We start from the raw sequence: 23,972 nt of genomic DNA on the forward strand, positions 1-23,972 counted from the left end.
GCGAGAGCGCACGATGCGCCCTCGCGTTTGCGGCCTTACTGTTTCATCGACTGTTCGAGAGCCTCGAAGCGCTCACGCACGAATGCGGTGCGCGCCTCGCCCTTCAGCGTCTCGCTCTCGGCGAGGATCGCGACGATCTGCTTGGTCACCTTGCGGCGCCGCACCACTTCTTCTTCGACGGTGGCGCCTTGCGGGATTTCGAACACGTTGCCCGAGCAGAAGCTGTTCGGCGCGCCCGCATTTTCGCGGAACCATTCCGCGAAGTTTTGCGCGGATGCGGCCGGGTTCGAACCGCGCAACGCATCGCGCAGCATCTTGCGAAACAGGAACACGCCCGCATCGAACTTGGTCGGATTTTCGAGCGAATGCACCGCGATCGGACGCTGACTGATGATCGCTTCGTAGTCGCCCGGTGCGTACTGCGCCTGCTTGTAGTTTGCGCGCTCGCGATGATTCGCCGGAATCGGCACGATATCCTCGATCGTGTAATCACCGAAGCGCTCGGGGCGGCGCATCGCGACCTGGCCGTCGAGAAAGTCGATCGACTCATAGCCCACCAGTTCTTTCTTGCCGACGCCGCGCGTGTCGATACCAGGCCCCATCACACGCCAGCCGATCATCTTGCTGTTCTCGTCATCGACGGGCACAGTCCAGCGAATGATATGGAAGCGGCTGAAAAGCTTCTTGTTCGAGCCATCTTCCGACGTGTACGCGTGCAGGCTCAGATTCGGCAGCACCTGATGCTGCACGCGCACGAACAGCCGATCCTTGTTGACGCGACGCGCGCCCGCGCACGCGAGACTGCGGCCTTGCTGAACCGGCTGGAAGTGCATGTCGGGCGCCACCTCCATCGATGCCGCGCCGACTTCATCGAAGGTCGTCCCCTGAAACTGGCCCTTCACGACGTTCTTCGCGGCATGCAGCGCGGTCGGATGGAAGTTGTCCGCCGCATTGTCCTGTACCTGCAGCCAGTTGCAATGCTGGAAGTTGCTGTAGGCGACCAGTTCGTCGCCGGGCAAGACCGTGTAATCGCCTTCCCATTCCGGGAAAGGCGGCTCGTTCTCGGGCGGTCCCATGTACGCGAACACGAGACCGTGGCGCTCGACCGCCTTATACGCGCCCTGACGAATGGAACAGGCGTACTTCTCGGCCTCTTTCTCCTCGCCTTGCGGAAAAGGCACGTGCAGGCACGCGCCATCCACATCGAACACCATGCCGTGATAGCAGCACATGATGCCGCGCTCCTGAATCGCGCCATATTCCAGCGACGCGCCGCGATGCGCGCAATGGGCATGCAGCAGGCCCACGCGGCCGCTGCCGTCCCGGAACGCCACCAGTTCTTCGTTGAGGATCTTGAGATAGCGCGGCGTGTCGGTCAGTTCGATCGACATGCAGACCGGATGCCAGAATGCGCGCATGTACTCGCCCATCGGCGTGCCCGGTCCCGTCTCGGTGAGTTCCGGATCGTGGCCAGGCACCTTGTTCACGTAGTAACCGCCATACGGCACCAGTTTCTTGACCGTGGCGGCTGCGCCGCCGCTGCTCTTTTGCCCTTCCAGCTTGTCCGATTTGATGGTCATGGAAATCCTGTCTTGAGTGGGGTTGAGATTGATTGATGCCTGAGAACCGAATTCCGGTTACCGAACTCCGAACTCTGTATACAAAGATTAGCGATGAGCAAACACTCTGTCTCTATGGGTAAACGCGAGTCGATTCAGGCATGAAATAGCGCGCGTTGACGCGCGGCACCGCCGCGCTGTAACCTTGCCGTATTCTGTATCCAGAGATCACGGTCGAAATCATGCCCGCCAAACTTCTCAAGCTTCAGGCCCGCACGGACTACGTGGACGAGGTCTACAAGGTGCTGCTCGACGCCATCAGCTCGGGTTCGCTCGCGCCCGGCACGCGCATCACGCAGGAAGAGATTGCCGAGCAGCTCGCCGTGTCGCGCTCTCCCGTGTTGCAGGCGCTGCGCCTGTTGAAGAAAGACGGCCTCGTGATCGATGCGCCCGGACGCGGTTTGCTCGTCACGCCGCTCGATCCCGCATGGATCAGTCATCTCTATGAGATTCGCGGCGCGCTCGACTCGCTCGCCGCGCGCCTTGCCGCCGAACGTGGCGCGAAGATCGACAAGACGCTCATCACCAATGGCCGCCGCGCGTCCAAGAGCGACGACGTCAAAGCGATGATCGACGCCGACATGGCCTTCCATAACGCGATCTACACGGCATCGGGCAATCCCCTGATCGCCGAGACCGCGCAGACGCACTGGGTGCATCTGCGCCGCGTGATGGGCGCGGTGCTGCAGGCATCGGGACAACGCAAATCGATCTGGGACGAGCACGCGGCTATCGCGACGGCGATATCCGAAGGCGATGGCCAGCGCGCCGCCGAGCTTACCGATCTTCACACCGCGAACGCGCGCAAGAATCTCGTCGAGCGGCTCGGCCTCGTGTTGAGCGAGCAACGCGAGCGGAACGCGCAAGCGACGTGACGCTGGCCATGAAGCGCTCCGAACATCGACGCGAAAAACCCCGCTTTTGCGGGGCGTTTCGTTACGACGCGCGACTGTCAATCGGCGCGCCGCCGGCTGTTCACGAGCGAGGCAGGCACGGTGAACACCAGCAGGCTGCCGATCACGCAGCTCACCGCGAGTCCCAGCACACCGTTGCCGGTCGAGCCCGAGTGCGTCTGGATCACGCCGATGAGCCACGGACTCACGACCCCGGAAATGCTGCCCACGGAATTCGCCAGCGCGAGGCCCGCGGCCGCCGCGCCGCCGCTGAGAATCGCGGGCGGCAGCACCCAGAACTGCGAGATGGTCGTCACGACGCCCATCGTCGCGAGCGTGAGGCCGATCATGCCGAACAGCGTCGAATGCGCGAAGGCCACGCTCATGTACAACCCGATCGCCCCGACGATGCCCGCGCCCGCCAGATGCCAGCGGCGCTCGCCACGCTTGTCCGAGCTATGGCCGACCACGAGCATCGCGATCGCGCCGGCAGCATACGGAATCGCCGAAAGCAGACCGATGTTGAGCGTATCGGTTACGCCGCTCGCCTTTACGAGTGTCGGCAGCCAGAAGCTCACGCCGTAGAGCCCCATCGTGAAGAAGAAGTACGTCACGGAGAGCAAGAGTACCTTCGGGTGCAGCAGGCCGTCTCGCACGGAATGCAGCGCATGGGCCGGTTTTTCGTCGCGCAGATTGGCTTCGAGCATGGCCTTTTGCGAATCGCTGAGCCACTTCGCATCGGCGACCTTGTCGTCGAGATAGAAGAACGCCACGACACCGAAGATCGCCGTCGGAATGCCTTCGAGCAGAAAGAGCCATTGCCATCCCGTGATGCCGTGTGCGCCGCTCATGTGCGTCATGATCCAGCCGGACAACGGGCCGCCGACCACGCCGGACATCGGAATGCCCGTCATGAAGAGCGCGGTGCCCTTGCTTCTGCGCGAAGCGGGAAACCAGTACGTGAGATAGAGCAGGATCGCGGGAATGAAGCCCGCCTCGGCGACGCCGAGCAGAAAGCGCATGACGTAGAAGCTCGTCGGCGTGGTGACGAACATCATCGCGGCGGATATGAGGCCCCACGTCACCATGATGCGAGCGATCCAGCGTCGCGCGCCCACGCGCAGCAAGATGAGGTTGCTTGGAACTTCGAACAACAGATAACCGATAAAGAACACGCCCGCCCCGGCGCCGTAGACGGCTTCGCTGAAATGCAGGTCGTTGAGCATCTGCAACTTCGCGAAGCTCACGTTGATGCGATCGAGATACGCGCAGAGATAGCACACGAAGAGAAATGGCAGCAGACGCCATGTCACCTTCGCATACGTGGACGACTCGTCGCCCGCCAGATAGGCAACCGGACTGTGGGAACTCATGTTTTGTCTCCTGGTTATGTGATGCGTCTTGACGGTTCCCATGTTCGTCACCCGCACCACGAAAGACAAACGATGCCTGTTCATAGAACCATGACAGGCGCTCATGCATAAGGTATTTCCATGAGGCGCATCCCGAACTTCGTTCTCCTTCGCGCATTCGAAGCGGCTGCGCGACTGGAAAGCTTCACGCTTGCCGCGAGCGAGTTGCATCTCACGCAATCGGCGATCAGCCATCAGGTGAAAGAGCTCGAGCAATATTTCGGCAGACCGCTTTTTCATCGGCGCAACCGGCGCGTGGAGGCGACCTCCGAAGGCCGGCGCCTGCATGAAAGTCTGGGACGTGTGTTCGATGTGATCGAAGCCGCGTGTGCCGAAGTGACGCTGGATCCGCTGGCGCAAGTGCTCGCGGTTCACTGCGCGCCGAGTTTCGCGGCAAAATGGCTCGGACCACGGCTGCCCGAATTCATGCAGGCCTATCCGAACGTGACGATTCGCCTGTCCTCGGATGCGGAACCTGCCGATCTCTTGCGCGCACGCGAAGTGGATGTCGCGATTTCATATGGTTTCGCGCATGAACGCCCGGGCGTCGTCACGCGTGCATTGGGTACGGAGCGCATCATCGCGATGTGCTCGCCGTCGCTGTTGCGCGATGGCATGCCGATCGCGGAACAGATCGCCGGAATGACCCTGATCGACTCGCAATTGAGCCGCGTGACGTGGCCGGGCTGGTTTGCGCTCAACGGACTGGACATGCCGCACGGTCCGCGCCCTTCTTTCGACCGGGCAGCGCTCGCCATCTCGGCGGCGGTGGATGGCATGGGCGTCGCGCTGGAAACGACGCGCCTCGCCGAGCGCGAACTCGCGCGCGGCGATCTGATCGAGCTTGGCGCGGGCGTATTCGCGCCGCTCGCGCGGGAGACGCACTTTCTCTCTTATCGCGAGAATGAACGCAATGTCGAAAGAGTGAAATGCTTTTGCGACTGGGTACTTGCCAAGGCCGGCCTCGAACAGACGGACGAGGCCGAAGCCAGGGTCTGATTCAAGCTGCCTGTCGCGCCCTTTCCTCGCCGACGATGCGCGCATGAGCATACACGCGATCGCGTTCGCGCGCGACGAGCGTGCGCTTGCCCGCGAGCGTCTGTCGATGGTATCTGGGATCACCCATCTGCATCACGTATTCGCCATGACGGTGCCGCAGATAGCGCTGGAAGAATTCCACGCCGGGCAGGCCGCTGTCGAGCGCCATGAGTACGCCGTAGTCGATGTCGCGCACATCGGCGAGCGTTCCGATGGCGGATTCGAGCGCAGCATAACGCTGCGGCAACGGCACGCCTTTATCGCACAGCGCATGAAAGCGCTGATAGGTCAGCACTTGTCCGTGCGATGCACATCGCCATAACGCTTTCGCCAGCCGTTGACTGAGTTCCGTTTCCACGTTTCCTCCCGCAATGATGCGGATCGTATGCGTGCGACATTCCACCGTCGTTCGATAATGAACGACAGCAGCCGTTAGACTGGAAATCACCTGCAACGCCAAGAGAGATGCGCGAATCGCGCGATTGCGTTATGTCGTCTTGTACGCATCAGGTAGAAACCCGTTGCGTCAAAGCGTGAAACGCCAAAGCAAACTGTATTCGAATACTGGCCGAGCGCACTTATTAACCGCAGTGCTTTTTAATTTCCCGTCTGGCAAGAAACCAGGCCAATGGCCAACAAAGCGAAATACGAAATGCGTTGAACGTCGAAGCTTGCCCGTTCCGGCACGAGGTTACTGATGCACCGTCAGCGCGCGCTTCGCGTCACGGCTGCAACCCGATTACATGCTAGCAAACATATCGCGGGAAACCAAGAAAAGTTTCCGCATGGAGGAACATCGCGCTTTCATCATCTGGCTGTCATTTTGCGGATTTTCCTTGATGCGCATCGCCGATGAATACTCCACGCGAATATCCGAAATCGCAAGAAGCATGGGTGAAAAAATGATTAAGACGCTTGATAGCGTGACTGCGCCGTCTTTCGCGCGGCACCGACCTTAAGACTGGTTTAAGCAACAGGGACTAAAACGTGTCACAGGAGGCACGCTTCGAACGTCCACGCGGATGGTCAGACCGGGCAACGCCGCACGCGCATCCCTACCGCGCGACCAGGCGAAGGCGATGACCATCCCATTCAGCCCGGCAGAACGCCGGGCTTTTTTTATCCGCGTCTCCCATACGAGTGCGTTGCGCCGTCGCCGGTCTGCGCGATGGCGGCGGGAAGATCGAAGCGAAACGTCGTGCCGCCGGCGCCGGCCGTATCGATGAGCCGGATCTGGCTGCCGTGCAATTGCAGCATGCGCTGCACGATGAGCAAGCCGAGCCCTCCACGATGTGCGCCACCCGACGCGAACGGGCGCTGAAAGAGCGCATCGCGCATTGCGGGCGCAATGCCCGGTCCCGTGTCGCTGATCGTGACCTCGACTCTGTCCGCGTGCTCGCCCGCGTTCGCAAGCGTGACGTTCACCGTGCCTTGCGCGGGCGTGTGACGTATCGCGTTGTCGAGCAGGTTCGTGAGCACGCGCTCGATCATGCCCACGTCCGCCATCACGGCGACGAGACGCGGCGCGATGTGCGCGTCGAGCCGCACGCCGCGCGATTGCGCGGGCAACTCGAACTTCTCGAACACGTCCTGCACGAGATCGGCCAGCGAGAACGGCTCGGCTTCCGCCGCGACCATGCCATGTTCGAGCTTCGCGAGTTCGAACAGCGACTGCGCGAGATGGCCGACCTTTGCGCTCTGTGCGAGCGCGATCGAAAGATATCGGCGGCGGTCGGCTTCGGGAAGCGAATCGGCCTTGAGCGAAAGCGTCTCCAGATAGCCGTGCAGCGATGACAGCGGCGTGCGCAGATCATGCGAGATATTGGCGACCATCTCGCGCCGCTCGCGGTCCTGCTGGCCGAGCGCGCGCCATTGCTCGCCGATGCGCTCGGCCATCTGCGCGAACGCGCTTTCGAGCACAGCGATCTCGTCGCGCTCGCCGCTCTGGTCGACGTGACGCATCGAGAGCATTGGCGGTTCCGCCGGCGCGCCGCGCGCGTCGAACTTGCGCATCGCTTCGGTGAGCCGGCGCAAGGGCCGCGTGACGAGCCCGAACGCGACCACCCCCGCGACGAGGCCGAGCAGCGTGACGAGACCCATCGACGCGAGCGTCGTGCGCAACACCGCGCTCGCCGATGCCTTCGCGGCCAGCGCATCGTGCTCCTCGCCGAGCAGCACGACATAGACATAACCGAATGGCGGCTTGCCCGGCGCGGCGAGCGGCGCGGCGCTGAAGACCTTGCGGTTGTCGTCGCTGCGCGGATCGTCACCGGGAATCGGCAAGGGATCGCCGTCGAGAAATTTGCGCACGGGCGCGAGATCGACGTGATCGCGTTTGAGATGGCCGGGCGGTGCATCGTCGGCGCGAATGCGGCCCGTGCTGTCGAGCAGATAGACCTCGACGCTCGGATTCACCACCATCAACTGACTGAAGAGACGACGCACGGCGGGCGCATCGATATCGTTCGAATCGGCAAGCGAGTTATCGAGCGCGATGTGCGCCGCGAGTCCGCGCGACAGACCTTGAATGACTTCCTTCTCGCGCAGATCGCTCGCGCGAATCTGCAACCACGCCGACGCGCCACAGCATGCGAGCAACAGCACGCAGAACACCGCGAAAAGCCGTTGCGAAAGCGTGAGTTTCACGGCGCGCCATCCTTGCTTTCGGGCGCCTGGGTCGCGAGCTTGTAGCCGTGACCCCAGACCGTGAGAATGCGCTTCGGATCGGCGGCGTCCTTTTCCACTTTCGCGCGCAGCCGGTTGATATGCGTGTTAACGGTGTGCTCGTAGCCCTCATGCCGATAGCCCCACACCGCATTGAGCAGGTCCATGCGCGAGAACACCTTGCCCGGATGACGCGCGAAGTGATACAGCAGATCGAATTCGCGCGGCGTGAGTTCGATGCGCGCGCCATCGACCCACGCTTCGCGCGCGAGCGGGTCCATGGCGATGCCCGCGACTTCGATGCGCCCGGTCTCCAGCCGCGAGTCCTTCGCGACGGCATCGACGCGGCGCAGCAGCGCCTTCACACGCGCGACGAGTTCCAGCACGGAAAACGGCTTGGCGAGATAGTCATCCGCGCCGAGTTCGAGGCCGAGAATGCGGTGCACCTCGCTCGAACGCGCGCTCGTGATGATGATCGGCGTATAGCGCGTCATCGCCCGGGCGCGGCGGCAGATTTCGAGGCCATCGACGCCGGGCAGCATCAGGTCCAGGATCAGCGCGTCCCAGCCGCCCTGTTCGAGCAGGCGCAACCCCTCGGCGCCGTCCGCGCTATGCACGACTTCATAGCGCTCGTCGCGCAGATGAAGACTCAGCACATCGGCGATATGCATGTCGTCTTCGACGATCAGAATGCGTTTCGGATGATCCATGAACGAATGACATCGACGGGCGGTAAAAAATGCGCGCTATCCACAGAACAAAGCGACGAGCGTCCGTGCCATTGTGCAGAAAAGCGCGCGGCCAAGTATCACATTTAATTTAACTTTCGGTGAGGACTCGGGGATACGCGCGCGACTACGATGCGGCTAACCCACTCGAAAACGAGGAACGCATCATGCCAACACGCCGCCGCTTTCTTTTGACGGGCACTGCCGCCGCAGCCGCCGCGTTCGCCTTCGGCGGGCGTCTGCGCGCGCTCGCGGCCGGCAGCGAAACGCCCGCGCCGCAGGAACGCTTCGAAGTCGTTCAGACCGATGACGAATGGCGCGGCCTGCTGAATCCCCGGCAATTCGACGTGCTGCGCCGCGAAGGCACCGAGCGTCCCTATACGAGCCCACTGAACGACGAACATCGCGCCGGCACGTTCGAATGCGCGGGATGCAGGCTCGCGGTGTTCTCGTCGCGCACCAAGTTCGATAGCCATACGGGCTGGCCGAGCTTCTGGGCGCCGCTCGATCATGCGGTCGCGACTCGCATCGACGGTTCGTTCGGCGTCACGCGCACGGAAGTGCATTGCCGCCGCTGCGGAGGTCATCTGGGCCATGTCTTCGATGACGGTCCGAAGCCCACGGGCCTGCGCTATTGCATGAACGGCATCGCGATGAATTTCACGCCGGGCGCCATGTAAAGCGCCCTCACCCAACGATCAACCTCGACCCGACACCATCATGCTGCTCATCGTCCTTGCCTATCTCGGCGGCGCGCTGACGATTCTCAGTCCGTGCATCCTGCCGGTGCTTCCTTTCGTGTTCTCGCGCGCGGATCAGCCGTTCGTGAAGAGCGGCCTGCCGCTGCTGGCGGGCATGGGCCTGACATTCGCCGCGGTCGCGACGCTCGCGGCGGTCGGCGGCGGCTGGGTCACGCAGGCCAATCAATACGGCCGCTGGGCCGCTATCGCGCTGCTCGCCATATTCGGGCTCACGCTGCTGTTGCCGAGCCTGGCCGAGCGCGTGATGCATCCGCTCGTCAGCGCGGGCAATCGGCTCACCGCGTTCGCGCAGCGCGGCGACGGCAAGACGAGCGCCGGCGGATCGTTCATGCTCGGCATCGCGACGGGACTGTTGTGGGCGCCGTGCGCGGGCCCGATCCTCGGCCTCGTGCTGACGGGCGCGGCGCTCAACGGCGCGAGCGTCGGCACCACGCTGCTGCTGCTTGCCTATGCCCTGGGCGCGGCGACATCGCTTGCGGTCGCCCTGCTGATCGGCGGACGTGTGTTCGCAGCGATGAAGCGCTCGCTCGGCGCGGGCGAATGGGTGCGGCGCGGCATCGGCGCGGCGATGCTCGTCGGGGTCGTCGCGATCGGGCTCGGGCTGGACACGGGCGTGCTCGCCCGCGTGTCGACGGTGGCGACGTCGGGTATCGAACAGCAGCTCGTCGACCATCTCTCGAATCGAAACAGCGGCGCGATGATGATGTCCGCCAACGCGAACCGCGATGACAGCGCGCCCGCGATGATGCGCGCCAGCACCGAACCGCCGAAGTCCCCGAATCCCGCGCCCTTGCCCGTGGAAGGCGCGCTGCCGCCGCTCGACGGCGCGGTGCAATGGATCAACTCGCCGCCGCTCACGAAGGAAGCGTTGCGCGGCAAGGTGGTGTTGCTCGACGTGTGGACGTATTCGTGCATCAATTGCCTGCGCACGCTGCCGTATCTGAAGAGCTGGGCACAGAAGTATCGCGATCAGGGGCTCGTGGTGATCGGCGTGCACGCGCCGGAGTTCGCGTTCGAGCGCAATGTCGACAACGTGAAGAAGGCCGTCCACGATCTCGGCATCGACTATCCTGTCGCCATCGACAATAACTTCGCGATCTGGCGCGCGTTGAACAATCAATATTGGCCGGCGCATTATTTCGTTGATGCGCAAGGCAACATCCGTTATCACCACTTCGGCGAGGGCGATTATGCCCACTCCGAGCATGTGATCCAGCAATTGCTCGCCGAGGCGGGCCACGGCGCGCCGCCCGCGCTGGCGATGACCGCGAAAGCCGGCGACGACGCCATCGGTCAGGGCGCGATGTTGCAGGCCGATAACGCAGACATGCGCTCGCCCGAAACGTATATCGGTTATGAGCGCGCGGAGCAGTTCATGTCGCCGGGCGGAGAAGCGCCCGATCGTCTCCACGATTACGCGGCACCGAAGTCGCTCGACGTCAACGACTGGGGGCTCGCGGGCCCGTGGAAGGTCGGCGCGGAGCATGCCACGCTCGAAGGCGCGACGGGCCGCATCGTGTATCGCTTTCATGCGCGCGATCTGCATCTCGTGCTCGGGCCGACGAAGGACGGCAGGCCGGTGCGGTTTCGCGTGAGTATCGACGGCGCGGCGCCGGGCGCCTCGCACGGCAGCGACGTGCAGGCCGATGGAACGGGTACCGTGACCGAACAACGCCTTTATCAGCTCGTGCGGCAAACGGGCCCGGTTGCGGATCGCACGTTCACGATCGAGTTTCTCGACCCCGGTGTCGAGGCCTACGCATTCACCTTTGGTTGAACCTGAGGAGCAGACATGTTGAAAACCACCAGCAAGACGTTCAAGGCCGCGAGCGTGGCCGTGCTGTTCGCGGGCGCGTTCACATTGCAGCGCGCCGCGCATTCCAGCGAGAATGCCGTGAAGATTCCAGCGCCCGCGCACGACGAAACCGCAGCCGCCGTGCATACCGAAACCGCCGTCTTCGCGGGCGGCTGCTTCTGGGGCGTGCAAGGCGTGTTTCAGCACGTGCGCGGCGTGAAGGAAGTGATGTCGGGTTATGCCGGCGGCGCGGCGAACACCGCGCAATACGAACGCGTCGGCGAAGGCGATACGGGTCACGCCGAATCGGTTCGGATAACCTATGATCCGGCGCAGGTTTCCTATGGCAAACTCTTGCAGATCTTCTTCTCGGTTGCGCATAACCCGACCGAGCTGAACTATCAAGGCCCGGACCACGGCACGCAGTATCGCTCGGCGGTGTTTCCGACCAACGCGGCGCAACGCGACATCGTCACGGCCTATGTCGCGCAGCTCGACAAGGCGCACGTGTATGGCGGCAAGATCGTCACGAAGATCGAGGACTACAAGGGCTTCTACCCGGCCGAAGACTATCACCAGAACTATTTGACGCAGCATCCGGACAGCCCGTATATCGCGATCAACGATCTGCCGAAGGTCGCGAACCTGAAGCAGATGTTCCCGGATGCGTATCGTCAGGACGCGGTGCTCGTGTCGGTCGCGTCCAGATAGGCGTCGAGAATCGCGAGCGCGGCGGGCATGTTGCGGCGACCGAAGCCGAGGCGAACATGGGCGTCGCCGTGATCGATCAGTGTCGAAGGCAACAGCAGCACGCCGGTGCGTTCGAGCAGTTCGGCGCAAAACCGTTCCGCGCCTGCGCGCTTCAATCGCACGAAGCCGATCGTGCCTGCGCGCGGACGATGCCATGCGAAGCGGTCCGCGTGACAGGTGAAGAAATTGTCGAGCAGGCGCAGATTGGCGCGCACGATCGACACATTTCGTTCGATGAGCGCATCGGTGTGGCGCACCGCGATCGTCGAGAGATATTCGCTCGGCGCGCTGTTGCTGATGGTGAGATAGTCCTTGAACGTGCTCATGCGCGCGAGCACGTGCGCGCTCTTCGTCGCGATCCAGCCGAGCCGCAGGCCCGCGAGTCCGTGTGTCTTCGAGAGCGCCCCGAGAGAAACCGCGCGCTCGTAGACATCGCATGCGGCGGGCAGGCGATCGGCAGGATCGTGTTCGAGTCCGCGATACACCTCGTCGCTGAAAAGCCATAGGCCGTGCTTGCGCGCAAATGCCACGATCGCATCGAACACGTCGCGCGTCGGCAGATAGCCGGTCGGATTATGCGGCGCACAGATCACGATCGCACGCGTCGCGGGCGTGACGAGCGTTTCCAGTTCGTCCGGATCGAGCGCCCAGCCCGCTTCTTCGCGCGCCTTCCACGGCGACACGCTCACGCCCAACGCCTCGGCGACCGAATAATGCGACTGATAGCCGGGCATATGCACGATCACGTGATCGCCCGCCGTCAGCATCGTGTTCATGAATGAATAAATGGCTTCCTGCGCGCCTGTGTGCACGATGATTTCATCTTCGCCAATCCGCTCGTAAAGCGTTGCGATCTCGCGGCGCAGCGCCGGTGCGCCGGGATACTCGGTATAGCCGAGCCACGTTTCGCGCAAACCGTCCATCGCGTCTGGTTCGAGGGCGAGCAAGTCTCCGATCGACATCGATTCTGGATCGGAGCTGCACAGCAAATGACGCGCGGTGAATTCGTGCTGCGCGAAGTAGCGTTCCAGCTTGAAGGGGGTCGGTTGCATGGCGTGGCTTGATCGGGATCGAAGAAAGCCGTAGTCTGCTCTCGATCTGCACAATCAAACAGCTAAACTTTCTAATCCCGATTAAGGAACGCTAATGCTGGACTACGCCCTGCTCGATGCGCTGCTCGCTGTCGTTCGCACCGGTTCCTTCGAGCGCGCGGCACGCGATCTCAGCGTTACGCCTTCGGCTGTCTCGCAGCGCGTGAAGCTTCTGGAAGAACGTGTTGGGAGCCTGCTCGTCAAGCGCGGCCAGCCGTGCGAGTCGACAGCGTCGGGCGCGCTGCTGTGCCGTCATACCGAACGCGTGCAACTGCTCGAAGCGGAACTGGGCGGACGTATGCCGACCTTGCCTGGCACGCCGAGCGAGCGACGCGCGAAGCTGCGCATCGCGGTGAACGACGACAGCATGAGCACATGGTTCATCGACGCCGCGGCGGATTTCTGCATCGAACGCGAATTGATGCTCGATCTCGTCGTCGACGATCAGGATCACACCGCGCAGCGCATCCGTGAAGGCGATGTGCAAGGTGCGATCACCACGCAAGCCACGCCCGTGCCCGGCTGGCGCGCGACGAAGCTTGGACGCATGCGCTATCGCGGGGTATGCTCACCTGCGTATTTCGCGCGTCATTTCGCCGACGGTCTCACACGTGACGCGCTGCGTCGCGCGCCATGTGTCAATTTCAATGAAAAGGACGAGTTGCAGAAGCGCTTCATCAAGCGCGTGAGTCGAGTGGATATCGAACCGCCCGCGCATGTGGTGCCGCACGGCGAAGGTTTCGTGCGCGCGTGCACGTCGGGGCTTGCGTGGGGCATGTGTCCGCAACGGCTAATCGCGCGGCAGCTCGATAACGGCGAGCTCGTGGAGGTGTCGCCGGGATCGCGCTTCGATGTCGATCTTTATTGGCAAAGCTGGCGCGTCGCGCTCGGCTGGCTCGACGATTTCAGCGCGATGCTCAAGCACCGCGCCAGGAGCTTTCTCGACTGAGAATTACGCGGTTTCGAACGAATCGACCCGATCTTTATAGAACGCCAGATGTTCCTTGATCGACGCAACGGCGTCGTACGGCGCTTCATAGGTCCACACGGCATTGGCCGCCTTTTCTCCACCCGACGGAATGCTGTAATAGCTGCATTCGCCCTTGTAAGGGCAATACGTGGCGTGCGACGTGCGTTCGAGCAGCGACATGTCCACGTCCTTGCGCGGAACGTATAGCACCTCGGGGTACGATGCCTCGCGCAACGAAAGCGCATCGGTGGTATCGGCGATGACACGCCCGCCCGCTTTCACGATCACGCGCGAGGGACTGCGCGTGATCGTGATCGGATGATCGGGACCGGGAATCTTGACGGCTCTATCCATGACTGTCTTCCAGCGAAGGGAAGAACCGATGGTAGCGCCGTTGCGCCGAACGCGCAGAACTCACAATCAACGGCCGAAGTAAATCGGCTTGGTGCCGTCGTTGTTCATCGGCGGCACGGCGCGCATGCCCGAGGCCGATGCGCCGCCCGCCGCGCCACCGTATGCGTTCACATCCGCGTTGTTCTGGCGCGAGACGCGGCTTTCGGCAGCCTGAATATCCGACGGGTACGACGTGTTATCCGAGCGCGACGGATCGTAGCCTGCGGCTTCGACCTGCCGCAGATCCTGCTTCACCTGATCGCGCGTGACAGATGAATCGGCTTGCGCGAATGAGAGCGCCGGCGCCACCACTACAGCGGCGATGGCCACGGCCTTGACGAACGATTTCATGGTGAACCTCCGGGTTGTGTTGGGCTCCGCACGATGTTTTCTGTGCGTGCTCCATGAATTCAGCATCGCCTGTGCCAGCCCCGGCCGCCGGTTCGCCTCCAATCGCGCACTATGGCGTCTTGCTTTCGATCGCCTTGACGAGCACATGGAGCAGCCGATTCGCCGGCGTCGGCACGCCGAGCGCCTCGCCGCGCCGCACGATCAGCCCGTTCAGATGATCGATCTCGCTCGCCTTGCCGCGCGCCAGATCCTGCGCGGTCGATGAAAACTGGTTCGGCATCGTCTCCGCGATACGGCGCACGGCGGCATCGACATCGCCGGGAATCGTCACTCTGTCGGCGCGGGCGACCGCGAGGCATTCCTCGACGACATCGCGCATCGCCCGCGTGACGCCCTCGCCCTGCACGAGCTTGCCGTACGGCATCTGCGTGATCGCGGACAGTGCGTTGTAGGCGCAATTCAGCACGAGTTTGGCCCACAGCGCGCCGCGCACGTTGTCGGATATGTCGGTCGGCACGCTCGCCGCCACGAATGTGCGGGCGACCTCATCGCTTTTCGTCGACGGCTCGATCACGAGTTCGCCACGGCCGTTGTGCTTCACGTGCCCCGGCCCCGCCATTTCCGCCGCGACATACACCACTGCCGCCGCCGCCTCCTGCGGCAGCAGTTCGCGCAGACGCTCGGCATTCTCCACGCCGTTCTGCAGCGAGAGCAGCAGCGTATCGCGCTCGAGCCAGGGTGCGAGCGCGTGCGCCGCACTGTCGGTATCGGTGGACTTCACGCAGAACAGCACGAGCTCCGCCCCCTTCGCCGCGCTCGCTTCGGTGCTGGCGGTCACGCGCACGCGCTCATCGAAATGTTGCGTGTCGAGCCGCAGGCCATCGCGCGCGATCGCTTCGACATGCTGCGGCCGCGCGATCAGCACGACCTCGTGACCTGCGCGCGCGAGCATGCCGCCGTAATAACAACCGACCGCGCCCGCACCCATGACGGCGACTTTCATGTTTCGCTTCTCCTCGTTGCGTTGCTATGGCTCGAAACGGTAACACATGGCCGTTGCATCGCCCGGCGCAGGCGATGCTTCGCATAACCGATTACGCGCAAACGCTTGCGCACGTCGACGGAAATTGCGCCGCATGCGCTGAGCGCGGCATTTTGTGGGCCGACGCACGATAGTCTGTTGAATTAGCGGTGAACCATATTGTTAAACCGGGGCGCACCGATATACGCTTCCTTTCAGCGGATCGACGATGCTGTCCAACCAACTGCCGACCGCTATGGGGTGTGCGGTGCATGCCGCATCGGGTAGCTGAAACCTGGGGACCAACTACACGGCAAGCCGGGGGGGAAGCGTTTTGCGCGAGCATGAGGCCGCGCGGCGCACCGACGCGCCGTGCTCTTAGACAAACGCTGGTTTCGCCGCTCGGCGACGAGTAGTGAGAAGCCATAGGCGTGGGCGTTATCACGAGAACAAGAAAATGAATCATGGATATGAAGCATCGCTCGTCAAGCGCGTGGTGAATCAACTCGTCGCGGGCATCGTGAGCGGCGAATACCAGGACAACGTGCTGCCGCCACAAGTCATTCTTTCGAAGAAGCACGGCGTGAGCCGCACCATCATGCGCGAGGCCCTGAGCATTCTCATCTCGCGCCGCATGCTCGATGTGCGGCCCAAGACGGGCACGCGCATCAAGCCGGCGCGCGAATGGCTCATCATGGATCCGGAAGTGGCCGAGTGGCGCATGCGGGCGCTGCACGATCCGGAGTGCTTTCGCAGGCTGATCGAGTTCCGCTCGCTCGTCGATCCGCCCGCCGCCGCGCTTGCCGCGACGCGCGCGAACCGGCATCAGCGCATCGCGATCAACGCGGCCTATCAGCGGCTCGTGCACGCAAGCCCATCCGAGCCGTTGCAGTCCGCTGCGGAAGAGGCGTTGCAGGCCGCCATCGTCGATGCGAGCGGCGACGAGTTGCTGTGTCAGATGGGCAGCGTCGTGCGTGTCGGCATCCGGACGCTGAAGGCCGCACTGCGCTCGCAACCGCATCCGCTGCCGCGCGTGCCCGAATCGCAACTGGGCGACTATGGCCGGCTCGTGCGCGCCATCGAAACCGCCGATGGCGACGGCGCGCGCAACGCGATGTCGCAGGTGCTCACGCGCACGGCCTCGCTCTGGGTCGAGGAAATCGCCTGAAATCGGCGTATCCATGCTGTCCGGTGCCGCAGCCGCGAGGCGGCCGCACCGTCTTCTCCGTTTCGGGAGCGCATCTTGCGCGCCCGATGCCGCAGTTTCGGCTCGCATGCAGTCCACGTGTGACTACAATGAGTGAAGCCGGAGCAGGAAAACGGAGGCAAGAATGGCAGAGCTCGAAAAGGAAAAGGTCGTCGGCGTCCTGAACAGGATTCTCGAATCCGAACTGGCGGGCGTCGTGCGCTACACGCACTATTCGTTTCTCGTGTTCGGCTTCGGGCGTATTCCGATCGTCTCGTGGCTGCGCGCACAGGCCGACGAATCGCTCACGCACGCGCATCAGGCCGGCGAATGGATCACGACGCTGGGCGCGTATCCGTCGCTGGAAATCGGCCCGCTGCTGGACAATCACACTTTCGACATCGCGACCATCCTGCGTGAATCGCTGCAGGCGGAAACCGTCGCGCTCGGTCTGTATCGCGACTTGCTGAAGATCGTCGAAGACCGCTCCGTCGCGCTGGAGGAATACGCGCGGCAGATGATCCAGGTCGAGGAAATGCACGCGGGCGAAGTGGACAAGATGCTGCGCAGGCCGGGCGAAGTCGAGACCTCGCCGGAGCGCCGCTCGGGTCATACCTGATTTTCGCGCACCAACGAAAAACGCCGGTCCGCATTGCGTGGACCGGCGTCTGACACGCTCGTAGCGCCCGCGCGTTACTTCGGCTGCGCCACCGTGCGCAGATAGGGCTTCAGCGTCTTGAAGCCGTCCGGATACTTCTTCTTCGCGTCGTCATCCGACACGGACGTCGGGATGATCACGTCTTCGCCCGGCCGCCAGTTCACCGGCGTCGCGACCGTGTGCTTCGCGTTCAGTTGCAGCGCGTCGAGCAGGCGCAACACTTCGTCGAAGTTGCGGCCCGCGCTCATCGGATACGTGAACGTGGCCTTTACCTTCTTGTCCGGACCGACGATGAACACCGCGCGAATCGTCGCGTTGTCATTCGCCGTGCGCGGGTTCGCGCCGCTCGCGTTCGGGTGGATCATGTCGTAAAGCTTCGCGACGTTCAGGTCCGCGTCGCCGATCATCGGATAGTTGACCGCGGTGCCCTGCGTTTCCTCGATATCCTTCGCCCACTGCGAATGGTTCGTCACCGGGTCGATCGACAGGCCGATCACCTTCGTGTTGCGCTTGTCGAACTCGGGCTTGAGCTTGGCCATATAGCCGAGCTCGGTCGTGCAGACCGGCGTGAAGTCCTTCGGATGCGAAAACAGGATCGCCCATTTGTCGCCGATCCACTCGTGGAAGCGGATCGTGCCTTCGGTCGTCTCTGCCGTGAAGTCAGGGGCTTCATCACCAATGCGTATAGCCATATCAAATCTCCACACGTGAGGAAAGTCCGGTGAACGTCCCATCGGTGAAACGGAACGGATTCCGGGGTTGAAAAGCGAAACTGTGAATCCGATTATAGTGCCCCGCGCACGGACGCTCCGGACGCGGGACCAAGTCCTTGAGCTGCGTGGGGTTTTGCAAGCTCGCTGACAGACTGCGGCACGCTTCGTGCTGCATGCGGTCGCCGTGAACGAGCGTGCGTGCGCATGGGTTTGCGCTCGAATTCCCCGGCAAAATCTGCTATCACGGAACGACTGTCCGTCATAACAAACGTGCAGGCGTGAAGCGGAAGGCAAGTGGAACATCCCGCACTTGAACAGGCGGACAGAATTCGCCGCGCCACCGGGTGCGGCCACGCTGCCGCCGCACAGGAGGCGATCGTGACCGTCATGCAAAGAAAATCCGTCGCGTTGCTGCAAAGCGAAGCGGCCGAAACCGACGAAGTGCTCCAGGAACACGGCGGCCACGCGCTGAAACGATCGCTCACCGCGCTCGATGTCGTGATGCTCGGCGTAGGCTGCATCATCGGCGCGGGGATTTTCGTGCTGACCGGCCACGCGGCCGCGACCAACGCCGGGCCGGGGATCATCATATCGTTCGTGCTTGGGGCGATCGTCTGCGCGCTCGCGGGGCTTTGTTATGCGGAAATGGCATCCACCGTGCCGGTATCGGGCAGCGCCTACACGTATGCCTACGCGACGATGGGTGAACTGATCGCGTGGCTCATCGGCTGGGACCTGATTCTCGAATACGCGGTCGGCGCGACCACCGTCGCGATCGGCTGGTCGGGATATGTCGTGAGCTTTCTGCATTCGTTCGGCGTCGACATACCCGAGCAGCTCTCGAAAGCGCCGTTCGCGTACGAGCCAGGACACGGCTGGAGCCATGTCGGCTCGATCCTCAACGTGCCCGCGATGGTGATCGTCGGGCTCATCACGCTGCTGCTCGTCTTCGGCATCCGCGAATCGGCGCGCGTAAATAGCGTCATCGTCGTGATCAAGGTGTTGATCGTGCTGGCGTTCATCGCCGCGGGCATCGCGTATGTGGATACGAGCCACTGGGTCACGGCACAGAACCCCACGGGCGCGTTCATTCCGCCGAATACCGGCGAATCGGGCGTGTTCGGCATGAGCGGCGTGCTGCGCGGCGCGGCGGTCGTATTCTTTGCCTATATCGGTTTCGATTCGGTCTCGTGTGTCGCGCAGGAGACGCGCAATCCACGACGCGACATGCCGATCGGCCTGCTCGGTTCGCTCACGATTTGCACGATTCTCTACGTGCTCGTGTCCTACGTGCTGACGGGCATCGTGCCTTACGACAAGCTCAACGTGGCGGACCCGATTGCAGTCGGCGTGGATGCGATCGGCATGCGCTGGCTCTCGCCCATCGTGAAGCTCGGCGCGATTTTCGGCCTCACGTCCGTGATTCTCGTGTTGCTGTTATCGCAACCGCGCATTTTCTATTCGATGGCCAAGGACGGTCTGCTGCCGCCTTTCGCATCGAAGATTCATCCGCGCTTTCATACGCCCTATATCACGACGATCATCACCGGCGTCATCGTGATGATTCTTGCGGGGCTGTTGCCGATCGGACTCGTCGGCGAACTGGTGAGCATCGGCACGCTGTTCGCGTTCACGGTCGTGTGCGTCGGCGTGCTGGTGCTGCGCATCACGCAGCCGAATCTCGAACGCGCGTTCAAGACGCCGGCCGTATTCATCGTCGCGCCGCTCGGGGCGCTGTCGTCGATCTTCCTGATGTCCGGTTTGCCCGCCGATACCTGGATCCGGCTCATCGTGTGGATGGTGATCGGCGTCGTCATCTACTTCGTGTACGGCATACGTCACAGCAGGCTGCGCGATCAGCGCAAGTGATGTTCGAGAGGCCGCCGGCAACGCGGCCTCTTTGCTTGTCGACTCACTCCGCCGCGCGTTTCGATTCATGCTCGCGCGCTTCTTCCGGGCTTTCGTAGATATACGGCGCGACGCCGCGGCGCTTCAATGCATCGCCGAGCTTGAGGCGCAGGAAACTGCTCGTCGTATAACGCGTCACGCGGTCGTAGTGGCCATCCACCAGCTTCGTGACCATCTCCGAATAAGCGTCGAGCATGTCGGGGCGAATCGAAAAGTTATCGTAGTTCACGATGGCGTGCGGCCGCGTCTTCGCGCCCGCCAACTGCTTTTCTACTTCGCGACGGATCGCCTCGACATCGTCCACGCTCTTGACTTCGTGGCCTTCGAAGTTGATGAAGAAAAGATTCTTTTCCGGGTCATAGCTGAAGCGTTCCGACAAGTCGAGCCTGAGCAGGATCGCGCGCAGGCCCATCGGCGCATCGCGGAAGATCAGTTCGTCCATCAGACGCGGCGGCTTGTCCATGATCGGCGCGAAACCCATTTGCGCGATGATGTCCCGCTCCACATCGATGCCCGGCGCGACTTCCGTGAGAACCAGCCCCTTGTCCGTGAGTTCGAACACGCAGCGCTCGGTGATATAGAGCACGGTTTGCCCGCGCTCGACCGCATAACGGCCGCTGAAGGTGCGATGCTCGACCGCGTCGACGAACTTCCGGCAATCGCCTTCGCGGCGAATCCTGAGCTTGCCCTCTTCGATCGCCACATCGAGTTTGCCCGCGTTGAACGTGCCGACGAACACGACCTTCTTCGCGGCCTGGCTGATGTTGATGAAGCCGCCCGCGCCCGCGAGCTTCGGCCCGAACTTGCTGACGTTGAGATTGCCTTCGCGGTCCGCCTGCGCGAGACCGAGAAACGCGATGTCGAGACCGCCGCCATCGTAGAAGTCGAATTGATACGGCTGATCGATGATCGCCTGCGTGTTCGTGGCCGCGCCGAAGTTGAGGCCGCCCGCCGGAATGCCGCCGATCACGCCAGGCTCGGTCGTCATCGTGAAGAGGTCGATCACCTGCTCTTCGTTCGCGACGCTCGCGATGCCTTCCGGCATGCCGATGCCGAGATTCACGATACTGTTGGCCATCAGCTCGAAGGCCGCGCGGCGCGCGATGATCTTGCGTTCGGTGAGCCCCATCGGCGGCACGGAACTCGCGGCCACGCGCAATTCGCTGGAAAACGCCGCGCTGTATTGCTCGCCGAAGGTCTGCCAGTGATTGTCGGGCTTCGCGAGCACGACGCAATCGACCATCACGCCCGGAATCTTCACTTGCCGCGAATTGAGCGTGTTGGATTCCGCAAGCCGCTCGACCTGCGCGATCACGATGCCGCCCGAGTTGCGCGCGGCCATCGCGATGGACAGCGCTTCGAGTGTCAGCGCTTCCTTTTCCATCGTGACGTTGCCGTTGAGATCGGCGGTGGTGCCGCGCACGATCGCCACATCGATCGGAAAGGTCGGGTAGTACAGATAGTCCGTGCCGTCGATCGGCATGAGGCGCACGAGGTCTTCGGTCGTGCGCGCATTGAGCTTGCCGCCGCCGTTGCGCGGATCGACGAAGGTGCCGAGACCGACCGTCGAAAGCTGCCCGGGCCGATGCGCGGCGATGTCCCGAAAGAGTTGCGAGATCACGCCTTGCGGCAGGTTGTACGCTTCGATGCGGTTCTCGATCGCCATCTTCTGCAGGCCCGGCACGAGCCCCCAGTGCCCGCCGATCACGCGCTTGACGAGTCCCTCATGCGCCAGATGATTGAGGCCCTTGGCGCGCCCGTCGCCCTGCCCGGCGGCATACACCAGCGTCAGTCCGGCGATCGGATCGGTGCCTTCGACAAAGCGCTCCTCCAGCGCGATCGCCACTTCCTCCGCGAAGCCGATACCGACAAAGCCGCTCGTCGCGATGGTGTCGCCCGAGCGGATGAGACGCACGGCCTCGCGCGCGGACACGATCTTGCCGCGTTCGACGAGGCGCGCGGTCGAGGGAAACGGATGGCGGGTCGGCGTGCTGCTGGCGGTCATGGCGTCTCCTGTTCGCGCGTTTCTTGTGGTGAGTTCTATATTTCGACACGCGCCCCGAGTTCGATGACGCGATCAGCCGGCAATCGCAGATAGGCCGCGACGTTCCCCACATTGTGCAGCATGATCGCGAAGAGCCGTTCGCGCCATAACGCCATGCCCGTGCCCGGCGTCGGCACGACGGTCGCCCGCGAAAGAAAGTACGAAATGGTCGCGCGATCGAAGTTGAGCCCCGACGACCGGCACGTTTCGAGCGCCGCGGGCAAGTCGACTTCGTCCTTGAAGCCGTAGTTCACCGTCACCTGAAAACAGCCGTTGCCGAGCGATTCCAGCGACACCCGGTGCGCCTTGTCGACCCACGGCACAGGCTCCGTCGCGACCGTCAGAAACACCGTGTGTTCGTGCAGCACGCGGTTGTGCATCAGGTTGTTCAGAAGCGAATGCGGCACGCCGGTCGGATCGTTCGACATGAAGATCGCCGTGCCCTCCACGCGTGCCGGCGCACGCGCGAGCAGACTGGCGAGGAACGGCTTGAGCGGCGTCGCGCCCGCGCGCAGGCGGGCTTCCTGAATCATCATCTGCGCGCCGCGTCCCCAGGTCGCCATGACCGTGAACATCACGAGGCCGATCGCGACCGGGAACCAGCCGCCTTCCGCGATCTTCAGACAGTTCGCGGAGAAGAACATCGCATCGATCACGAAGAAGAACGCCGTCGCGAAGATGCACAGCGACCAGTTGTAGTGCCACGCATAGCGGATCACGAAGAAGGTCAGCACCGTGGTGATGAGCATCGTGCCGGTCACGGCGATGCCGTATGCGGAGCCGAGCGCGGTCGACGAACCGAAGCCGAGCACGGCGGCCACCACCGCGAGCAGCAGCGTCCAGTTGATGCCCGGCACATAGATCTGCCCGATCTCCTTCGCGGACGTGTACACGACGCTCATGCGCGGCAGAAAGCCGAGCTGCATCGCCTGCTTGGTCATCGAGTACGTGCCGGAGATCACGGCCTGCGAGGCGATGACCGTCGCGATGGTCGAGAGCACAACCATCGGATAGAGCATCCAAGACGGAAAGAGCCGATAGAACGGATTTTGCAGCGCGGCCGGATCGGCGATCAGGAGCGCGCCCTGACCGAGATAGTTGAGCGCGAGCGCGGGAAAGACTACAGCGAACCACGTGAGGCGGATCGGCCGCGAGCCGAAGTGACCCATGTCGGCATAGAGCGCTTCCGCGCCCGTCAGCGACAGCACGACGGCACCGAGCGCGACGAACGCAAGCCAGCGATGATGCACGCAGAAAGCAAGCCCTTCGAGCGGATTGAGCGCGACGAGAATACGCGGCGCATCCGCGATGTTCATGAAGCCTGACACCGCCAGCACGATGAACCACAGCACCATGACCGGCCCGAACACCGCGCCGATGCCCGACGTGCCGTGCTTCTGCATCACGAACAGCGCGACCAGCGCGACGAGTGTAATGGGCACGACATAGGGCTGCAGGCCGGGCGCGGCGACTTCGAGCCCTTCGACCGCGCTCAGCACGGAAATGGCGGGCGTGATGACGCCATCGCCGTAGAACAGCGCCGCGCCCATCACGCCGACCAGCAACAGCACGTGTTTGAGCCGCTTCTTCGATTCGACCGACGACGCCGCGAGCGCAAGCAGCGCCATGATGCCGCCTTCGCCATGATTGTTGGCGCGCAGGATCAGCGTCACGTACTTGAGCGAGACGATGATGGTGAGCGACCAGAAGATCAGCGACACGATGCCGATCACGTTCGCAGGCTGTAAAGGCAGGCCGCCGGCGGGATCGAACACCGTTTTGAGCGTGTACAGCGGACTCGTGCCGATATCGCCGTAGACGACGCCGAGCGCCGCGAGCGAGAGCCCGAACAAGGCCGGATGGCCGTGCGGCTCGGGCGTGTGTTTGTCGTCGGCCGGCAAGCCGGGTGCAGTCGATCCCATGATTCCTCCCTGCTTTTTCCGGGCCACCGCGCGTGCGGGCGGCCTATTTGTCAGA

Annotated in this window: 21 protein-coding genes; 9 read left to right on the forward strand and 12 right to left on the reverse strand. The window is 63.0% G+C overall.

Annotation, left to right across the window (positions count from 1 at the left end):
- Positions 1–35 precede the first annotated feature (35 nt).
- Entirely contained in the window at positions 36–1,580 is a 1,545-nt protein-coding gene (locus BTHE68_RS17060) for a Rieske 2Fe-2S domain-containing protein (RefSeq protein ID WP_162067485.1), read from the reverse strand.
- Positions 1,581–1,801: 221 nt separating this feature from the next.
- Here BTHE68_RS17060 and BTHE68_RS17065 point away from each other — a divergent pair, with 221 nt between their 5' ends.
- Entirely contained in the window at positions 1,802–2,494 is a 693-nt protein-coding gene (locus tag BTHE68_RS17065; RefSeq protein WP_162067486.1) for a GntR family transcriptional regulator, read from the forward strand.
- 77 nt (positions 2,495–2,571) lie between these two features.
- Here the strand turns inward: BTHE68_RS17065 and BTHE68_RS17070 are convergent, their stop codons facing one another.
- Positions 2,572–3,885, reverse strand: a complete 1,314-nt coding sequence (locus BTHE68_RS17070; RefSeq protein WP_162067487.1) for an MFS transporter — start codon at positions 3,883–3,885, stop codon at positions 2,572–2,574.
- A 120-nt stretch (positions 3,886–4,005) separates the two neighbouring features.
- Between BTHE68_RS17070 and BTHE68_RS17075 the strand changes: the two genes are divergently transcribed.
- On the forward strand, positions 4,006–4,923 hold the full coding sequence (locus BTHE68_RS17075; protein ID WP_162067488.1) for a LysR substrate-binding domain-containing protein: 918 nt from the start codon (positions 4,006–4,008) through the stop codon (positions 4,921–4,923).
- Position 4,924: 1 nt separating this feature from the next.
- Here BTHE68_RS17075 and BTHE68_RS17080 read toward each other — a convergent pair whose 3' ends face one another.
- From BTHE68_RS17080 to BTHE68_RS17090, 3 genes are all read right to left on the reverse strand, one after another.
- Positions 4,925–5,320: a hypothetical protein gene (locus tag BTHE68_RS17080; RefSeq protein ID WP_162067489.1), complete on the reverse strand. Its 396-nt coding sequence runs from the start codon at positions 5,318–5,320 to the stop codon at positions 4,925–4,927.
- Positions 5,321–6,081: 761 nt separating this feature from the next.
- Positions 6,082–7,608 carry a sensor histidine kinase gene (locus tag BTHE68_RS17085; RefSeq protein ID WP_162067490.1) on the reverse strand — a complete coding sequence of 509 codons (1,527 nt, stop codon included), beginning with the start codon at positions 7,606–7,608 and terminating at the stop codon, positions 6,082–6,084.
- Positions 7,605–8,336: a response regulator transcription factor gene (locus BTHE68_RS17090; RefSeq protein WP_162067491.1), complete on the reverse strand. Its 732-nt coding sequence runs from the start codon at positions 8,334–8,336 to the stop codon at positions 7,605–7,607. Before BTHE68_RS17090 ends, BTHE68_RS17085 begins: the two co-directional genes overlap by 4 nt.
- 185 nt (positions 8,337–8,521) lie before the next feature.
- Here BTHE68_RS17090 and msrB point away from each other — a divergent pair, with 185 nt between their 5' ends.
- The 3 genes from msrB to msrA are packed head-to-tail and all read left to right on the forward strand — an operon-like array spanning position 8,522 to position 11,621.
- On the forward strand, positions 8,522–9,034 hold the full coding sequence (gene msrB / locus BTHE68_RS17095; protein ID WP_162067492.1) for a peptide-methionine (R)-S-oxide reductase MsrB: 513 nt from the start codon (positions 8,522–8,524) through the stop codon (positions 9,032–9,034).
- Between the two features lie 40 nt (positions 9,035–9,074).
- Entirely contained in the window at positions 9,075–10,892 is a 1,818-nt protein-coding gene (locus tag BTHE68_RS17100; RefSeq protein ID WP_162067493.1) for a cytochrome c biogenesis protein DipZ, read from the forward strand.
- 15 nt (positions 10,893–10,907) lie between these two features.
- Positions 10,908–11,621 carry a peptide-methionine (S)-S-oxide reductase MsrA gene (msrA, locus tag BTHE68_RS17105; protein ID WP_162067494.1) on the forward strand — a complete coding sequence of 238 codons (714 nt, stop codon included), beginning with the start codon at positions 10,908–10,910 and terminating at the stop codon, positions 11,619–11,621.
- On the opposite strand, the gene BTHE68_RS17110 is transcribed toward msrA, so the two are convergent.
- Positions 11,585–12,712: an aminotransferase class I/II-fold pyridoxal phosphate-dependent enzyme gene (locus BTHE68_RS17110; protein ID WP_162067495.1), complete on the reverse strand. Its 1,128-nt coding sequence runs from the start codon at positions 12,710–12,712 to the stop codon at positions 11,585–11,587. The genes msrA and BTHE68_RS17110 overlap by 37 nt on opposite strands.
- A gap of 94 nt (positions 12,713–12,806) precedes the next feature.
- Between BTHE68_RS17110 and BTHE68_RS17115 the strand changes: the two genes are divergently transcribed.
- Positions 12,807–13,700 (forward strand): LysR family transcriptional regulator ArgP, encoded by an 894-nt coding sequence (locus BTHE68_RS17115; protein WP_162067496.1) that lies wholly within the window; start codon positions 12,807–12,809, stop codon positions 13,698–13,700.
- A gap of 3 nt (positions 13,701–13,703) precedes the next feature.
- Here BTHE68_RS17115 and BTHE68_RS17120 read toward each other — a convergent pair whose 3' ends face one another.
- The 3 genes from BTHE68_RS17120 to BTHE68_RS17130 all read right to left on the reverse strand — a co-directional run bounded on the left by BTHE68_RS17120 (position 13,704) and on the right by BTHE68_RS17130 (position 15,468).
- Positions 13,704–14,075: a DUF427 domain-containing protein gene (locus BTHE68_RS17120; RefSeq protein WP_162067497.1), complete on the reverse strand. Its 372-nt coding sequence runs from the start codon at positions 14,073–14,075 to the stop codon at positions 13,704–13,706.
- A gap of 66 nt (positions 14,076–14,141) precedes the next feature.
- Positions 14,142–14,465, reverse strand: a complete 324-nt coding sequence (locus BTHE68_RS17125) for a DUF4148 domain-containing protein (protein ID WP_162067498.1) — start codon at positions 14,463–14,465, stop codon at positions 14,142–14,144.
- Between the two features lie 109 nt (positions 14,466–14,574).
- Positions 14,575–15,468, reverse strand: coding sequence for a ketopantoate reductase family protein (locus BTHE68_RS17130; RefSeq protein WP_162067499.1), 894 nt, complete (start codon positions 15,466–15,468; stop codon positions 14,575–14,577).
- Between the two features lie 475 nt (positions 15,469–15,943).
- Here BTHE68_RS17130 and BTHE68_RS17135 point away from each other — a divergent pair, with 475 nt between their 5' ends.
- Both BTHE68_RS17135 and BTHE68_RS17140 read left to right on the forward strand, forming a co-directional pair.
- Positions 15,944–16,654 carry a FadR/GntR family transcriptional regulator gene (locus BTHE68_RS17135; protein WP_162067500.1) on the forward strand — a complete coding sequence of 237 codons (711 nt, stop codon included), beginning with the start codon at positions 15,944–15,946 and terminating at the stop codon, positions 16,652–16,654.
- 163 nt (positions 16,655–16,817) lie between these two features.
- Entirely contained in the window at positions 16,818–17,291 is a 474-nt protein-coding gene (locus BTHE68_RS17140) for a ferritin-like domain-containing protein (RefSeq protein WP_162067501.1), read from the forward strand.
- Between the two features lie 74 nt (positions 17,292–17,365).
- Here BTHE68_RS17140 and BTHE68_RS17145 read toward each other — a convergent pair whose 3' ends face one another.
- Entirely contained in the window at positions 17,366–18,022 is a 657-nt protein-coding gene (locus tag BTHE68_RS17145; RefSeq protein ID WP_162067502.1) for a peroxiredoxin, read from the reverse strand.
- A gap of 408 nt (positions 18,023–18,430) precedes the next feature.
- On the opposite strand from BTHE68_RS17145, the gene BTHE68_RS17150 reads away from it, so the two are divergent.
- Positions 18,431–19,912: an amino acid permease gene (locus BTHE68_RS17150; protein WP_174258092.1), complete on the forward strand. Its 1,482-nt coding sequence runs from the start codon at positions 18,431–18,433 to the stop codon at positions 19,910–19,912.
- Between the two features lie 43 nt (positions 19,913–19,955).
- Here the strand turns inward: BTHE68_RS17150 and BTHE68_RS17155 are convergent, their stop codons facing one another.
- Together BTHE68_RS17155 and BTHE68_RS17160 are read right to left on the reverse strand one after the other, a co-directional pair.
- Positions 19,956–21,956, reverse strand: a complete 2,001-nt coding sequence (locus BTHE68_RS17155) for an acyl CoA:acetate/3-ketoacid CoA transferase (protein WP_162067504.1) — start codon at positions 21,954–21,956, stop codon at positions 19,956–19,958.
- A 35-nt stretch (positions 21,957–21,991) separates the two neighbouring features.
- Positions 21,992–23,917, reverse strand: a complete 1,926-nt coding sequence (locus BTHE68_RS17160) for a potassium transporter Kup (protein WP_162067505.1) — start codon at positions 23,915–23,917, stop codon at positions 21,992–21,994.
- Between the last annotated feature and the right edge of the window lie 55 nt (positions 23,918–23,972).

It is taken from the genome of Burkholderia sp. THE68 (assembly GCF_009938265.1).
Classification (GTDB): domain Bacteria; phylum Pseudomonadota; class Gammaproteobacteria; order Burkholderiales; family Burkholderiaceae; genus Caballeronia.

What these genes read in the sequence shown, in the direction of transcription:
- BTHE68_RS17115 (WP_162067496.1), top strand. Translation starts at nt 12,807, where the DNA reads ATGCTGGACTACGCCCTGCTCGATGCGCTGCTCGCTGTCGTTCGCACC.
- BTHE68_RS17100 (WP_162067493.1), top strand. Translation starts at nt 9,075, where the DNA reads ATGCTGCTCATCGTCCTTGCCTATCTCGGCGGCGCGCTGACGATTCTC.
- BTHE68_RS17070 (WP_162067487.1), bottom strand. Translation starts at nt 3,885, where the DNA reads ATGAGTTCCCACAGTCCGGTTGCCTATCTGGCGGGCGACGAGTCGTCC.
- BTHE68_RS17065 (WP_162067486.1), top strand. Translation starts at nt 1,802, where the DNA reads ATGCCCGCCAAACTTCTCAAGCTTCAGGCCCGCACGGACTACGTGGAC.
- BTHE68_RS17120 (WP_162067497.1), bottom strand. Translation starts at nt 14,075, where the DNA reads ATGGATAGAGCCGTCAAGATTCCCGGTCCCGATCATCCGATCACGATC.
- BTHE68_RS17155 (WP_162067504.1), bottom strand. Translation starts at nt 21,956, where the DNA reads ATGACCGCCAGCAGCACGCCGACCCGCCATCCGTTTCCCTCGACCGCG.
- BTHE68_RS17060 (WP_162067485.1), bottom strand. Translation starts at nt 1,580, where the DNA reads ATGACCATCAAATCGGACAAGCTGGAAGGGCAAAAGAGCAGCGGCGGC.
- BTHE68_RS17135 (WP_162067500.1), top strand. Translation starts at nt 15,944, where the DNA reads ATGAATCATGGATATGAAGCATCGCTCGTCAAGCGCGTGGTGAATCAA.
- BTHE68_RS17090 (WP_162067491.1), bottom strand. Translation starts at nt 8,336, where the DNA reads ATGGATCATCCGAAACGCATTCTGATCGTCGAAGACGACATGCATATC.
- BTHE68_RS17125 (WP_162067498.1), bottom strand. Translation starts at nt 14,465, where the DNA reads ATGAAATCGTTCGTCAAGGCCGTGGCCATCGCCGCTGTAGTGGTGGCG.
- BTHE68_RS17160 (WP_162067505.1), bottom strand. Translation starts at nt 23,917, where the DNA reads ATGGGATCGACTGCACCCGGCTTGCCGGCCGACGACAAACACACGCCC.
- msrA (WP_162067494.1), top strand. Translation starts at nt 10,908, where the DNA reads ATGTTGAAAACCACCAGCAAGACGTTCAAGGCCGCGAGCGTGGCCGTG.
- BTHE68_RS17145 (WP_162067502.1), bottom strand. Translation starts at nt 18,022, where the DNA reads ATGGCTATACGCATTGGTGATGAAGCCCCTGACTTCACGGCAGAGACG.
- BTHE68_RS17075 (WP_162067488.1), top strand. Translation starts at nt 4,006, where the DNA reads ATGAGGCGCATCCCGAACTTCGTTCTCCTTCGCGCATTCGAAGCGGCT.
- msrB (WP_162067492.1), top strand. Translation starts at nt 8,522, where the DNA reads ATGCCAACACGCCGCCGCTTTCTTTTGACGGGCACTGCCGCCGCAGCC.
- BTHE68_RS17140 (WP_162067501.1), top strand. Translation starts at nt 16,818, where the DNA reads ATGGCAGAGCTCGAAAAGGAAAAGGTCGTCGGCGTCCTGAACAGGATT.
- BTHE68_RS17150 (WP_174258092.1), top strand. Translation starts at nt 18,431, where the DNA reads ATGCAAAGAAAATCCGTCGCGTTGCTGCAAAGCGAAGCGGCCGAAACC.
- BTHE68_RS17110 (WP_162067495.1), bottom strand. Translation starts at nt 12,712, where the DNA reads ATGCAACCGACCCCCTTCAAGCTGGAACGCTACTTCGCGCAGCACGAA.
- BTHE68_RS17130 (WP_162067499.1), bottom strand. Translation starts at nt 15,468, where the DNA reads ATGAAAGTCGCCGTCATGGGTGCGGGCGCGGTCGGTTGTTATTACGGC.